Source organism: Mesorhizobium sp. M5C.F.Ca.IN.020.32.2.1, from assembly GCF_004023105.1.
In the GTDB taxonomy this organism is placed as follows: Bacteria; Pseudomonadota; Alphaproteobacteria; order Rhizobiales; family Rhizobiaceae; genus Mesorhizobium; species Mesorhizobium wenxiniae.
The window spans coordinates 1-1565 of the sequence record NZ_RZSX01001170.1 but is presented as its reverse complement, the minus strand read 5'-3'; the positions used below and the strand labels follow the sequence as shown (position 1 = coordinate 1565).

2 protein-coding genes are annotated in these 1565 nt (G+C 58.3%); both read left to right on the top strand.

What is annotated here, in order from left to right:
* Positions 1-216 (top strand): hypothetical protein (locus EOA86_RS39730; protein ID WP_206630217.1); only part of this gene is annotated, 216 nt, incomplete at its 5' end.
* Positions 217-728: 512 nt separating this feature from the next.
* Complete coding sequence (locus tag EOA86_RS34035; protein WP_128345543.1) at positions 729-1442, top strand: ParA family protein; 714 nt, start codon at positions 729-731, stop codon at positions 1440-1442.
* Positions 1443-1565: the final 123 nt, after the last annotated feature.

Genomic DNA, 1565 nt, shown 5'->3' with positions numbered 1-1565 from the left:
TTCCGGTCCGGCTCGAGCCGGACCTCGAGTTTCACGTCATCCATTGGCCTTGAGCCCCTCTCTCTGGCGCTTGCGGCAGGCATCGAGGGCTTGTTCCTCGATCGTCAGGAAAAATGTCGCACATTTTTCCGTATCCTGCCACTCTCAATGGAGGTGAAATTCGCACTTAATGGGAGAAAATCGACGAGCGGAACCAAACACGCTCGTCCTTATTGAAACGATTGGCAGGGCCTTCGCCCCTGCCCTTCAAACGCTAAAACGCTCTCCAGGGTTCACCTCCAGCACCGCTTTGTCGGCCTTTGTGTGCCCCTCGTACTCGTCCGCAAGGGACGCTCCGCTCTTCGCCCTTGCAGACTGCGTGCGAGCGTCACAGACGGCCTTCGCGCGGCTCCGGGGTTCACCACAATAGGAGGCGAGCGGGAAGGTCGGTGCCGACTTCATCGGTCAACAAGGGAAATTGGGCGACTGTGGAGACTTCCAGGATGGCTCAAACGGCAGCGCGCGGGTTGATCCCTTTTCACACGACTTATTCACACGATGTGTTCACATGCCATGGCGTTACAATGTGAAAGCAAGATGTGATCGATGTATCACACCCTGGGATAGTGAGGCATGATCGCATGGTGTAAAAACGCCATGCGAAACCAAGTGCTCACGCCCAAGAGGAGGCATGAGCGTGCCCACGGCCTGCTGCGTGCGGCTGTAGGTCGGCAAAAGAGGGATCAGACATGCCTCGAAGGATTTGCGCGATCAGCGGAAAAGGCGGCGCCGGCAAGACGACGGTCATTATCCTCGTTGCCGGCGAGTACGCTATTCAAGGAAAGAGGGTTCTTCTGATCGACGCCGATCCGCGCCAGAACCTCGCCGAATGGTGGAAGCGATGTGAGGCCAAGGGCAATCTTCCGGCCAACATCGAGCTGCACAGCGCGGCAACGCAGCGAAGCATTGAAACCGTGCTTGCGGAACAAGACGGGGTCTATGACGTAATCCTGATGGACTCACCGGGCATCGACAGCGTTATCCGCGATACGATCATCCGCAACTCCGACCTGGTGCTGACGCCAATTCAGCCGAACCAGGATGAAATCAAGGCGGCCGGCGAAGCCGCCACCATCACGGCGGATATTGGCGACAGGGAGGGGCGTACGATTCCGCACGTCAACGTGGTGACGCGCATCGCCCTTCCGGGCCGCGTTCTCGAGGCTTACAGGCTGATCCGTCCGTTCATCGCCAATCTTCGCGACAATGGCTATGAGTCGACCTTGATGGAGACCGAGCTCACTGAACGAAATTGCTACCGCGAAGTCCGCAATGGCCTCGGCACCTTGCAGATGCTTGAGCTGACGGACCCGGTCATGAAGGGTCGCGCGGAGGTCACGGCGTTTGTGGCCGAGCTCGATCGGCATCTCGCGGCAAACCGAGAAAAGGTGGGAAATGTCTAAACCAGGCAAACTGTCCGTCTCTGACTTTCCGATCGCTCCGCGACGGCCGAAGCCAGCCACATCCAAAGCCACAATGAAACCAGCCGCTGTGTCGGAAGAGGCAGAGGCGGGAAAGAAAAGACC